The sequence below is a fragment of the Dietzia sp. DQ11-38-2 genome (genome assembly GCF_014145055.1).
In the GTDB taxonomy this organism is placed as follows: Bacteria; Actinomycetota; Actinomycetes; order Mycobacteriales; family Mycobacteriaceae; genus Dietzia.
Map to the genome: position 1 here is coordinate 1 of NZ_JAALDW010000454.1, position 1,712 is coordinate 1,712.

1 protein-coding gene and 1 pseudogene are annotated in these 1,712 nt (G+C 72.1%); both read left to right on the forward strand.

Features of this window, described 5'->3' with window-relative positions:
- Positions 1-127: 127 nt before the first annotated feature.
- Entirely contained in the window at positions 128-1,528 is a 1,401-nt protein-coding gene (locus G6026_RS14440; RefSeq protein WP_182613587.1) for an amidohydrolase family protein, read from the forward strand.
- Positions 1,525-1,712, forward strand: a pseudogene (locus G6026_RS14445) (8-oxoguanine deaminase); the annotation flags it as partial. The gene G6026_RS14440 and the pseudogene G6026_RS14445, both read left to right, overlap by 4 nt.

Consider the following 1,712-nt stretch of genomic DNA (forward strand, 5'->3'; position numbering starts at 1 on the left):
GGCCGACGCGCCCTCGCACCGGAGACGGTTCCACCTGCGTGACGGTGGGTGGCTGGCCGAGGACCTCCCGGGCTGAGGACGTCGCCCCGATCCCCAGCACCCCGCCGCCCCCGACGAGAGAAACCCCATGATCACCTTCACCGATGCGCTCGTCATCCCCGTGACGGCCGACGACCCCCGGTGGTTCCACGGCTGGGTCCACGTCGACGAGGGCGGGCTGATCGCCGGACTGGGCCCCGGCGACCCGCCGCCGGGCCTGCCCGGGACCGTCCACGACCTGGGCGGGTCGATCCTGGCGCCGGGGTTCGTCTCCGCGCACAGTCACCTGTTCACCGCCGGCATGCGCGGCATCGCCCCCGATGACACGCTCTACGGCTGGGTCTCGCGGATGGGCGAGATGATGGTCGGGGCGGAGTCGGAGGACCTGTACTGGTTCACCCTCGCCGGCTGTCTGGACTTCCTGCGCAACGGCGTGACCAGCGCCTACAATTTCACCCAGAGTCGGGTGGTGGCGGTGTTCGACCACGCCACCTCGACCCTGGTGGCCGAGCGGGTCCACGACGTCGACTTCCTCACGCGACAGATCGACGCGCAGGCCGACTCCGGGCTCCGGTGCGTCACCTCGACCCGGTTGGACGACGAGCAACTGCCCGAAGCGGAGTGCTTCGAGGCGTTCGCCCACGTCACCGACCACCGCCTGCGCACGGTCCCCCGGGACCTGGACCTCGGCGGCTCGGTGTTCGGGTCGGTGCAGTGGTCGTCGTCGCCGGTCACCGCCGACCGTGAGCGCGAGGCCATGGCCCGCCACGGGGTGGGCAACCAGGCCCACTTCGTGGAGACCGCCGAACACCTCGAGGTGCAGCGGGCCAAGTTCGCCTGGTACGACCGCGCCGGGGTGCTGGGACCCGATTTCGCCTTCGGCCACTTCGTCCACCCCACCGAGCAGATGGTGCGCCGCGTGGCGGAGACGGACTCGGCCGTGATCTGGCAGGCCACCTCCAACGGACGGCTGGGGTCGGGTATCGCCGACGTCACGGGGTACCGGGAGGCGGGCATCCGAGTGGGGATGGGACTCGACGACCAGTCCTGCACCGATGTCTCCGATCCCTTCCAGAACATGCGCATCGGCCTGTACACGCAGCGGGCCGTGCACTCCGACGCCTCGATCCTGGCCGCCCACGAGGTGCTGCGGATGCACACCCTGGGGGGCGCCGAGGCGCTGGGCCTGTCCGGTCGGATCGGCAGCATCGAGGTGGGCAAGCACGCCGACCTCCTCGTCGTGGACCCGACCTCCCCGGCCACGGGTCCGATCTGGGACCCGGTGGCGACCTACGTGTTGGCGTGCTCCCTCCGGAACCTCACGCACGTGTACGTGGGCGGGCGGCTGGTCGCCGAAGGGGCGCGCAGCCTGCACCCGCTCGCGGACGAGGCGGACGCCCAGCTCACCGACCGCATGGTCCGCTCGGCGCGGGCGCGCGGGTTCACCCCGGCGTTCACGCGCACGGCCCCTGTGGGGACGCGCCCGTGACGGCGCAGGGCGGTGGGGCCGTCCTCATCGAGAACTGCGCGATCGCGACCGTGGACGACCATGCCGCCGAGTACGCCGGCGGCCACCTTCTGCTCATCGGGGGCCGCATCACCGCGGTGGGGGCGGGGCCGTGCGATCCCGCACTGGTTCCCGACGGCGTGGACCGGATCGACGGGACCGGCTA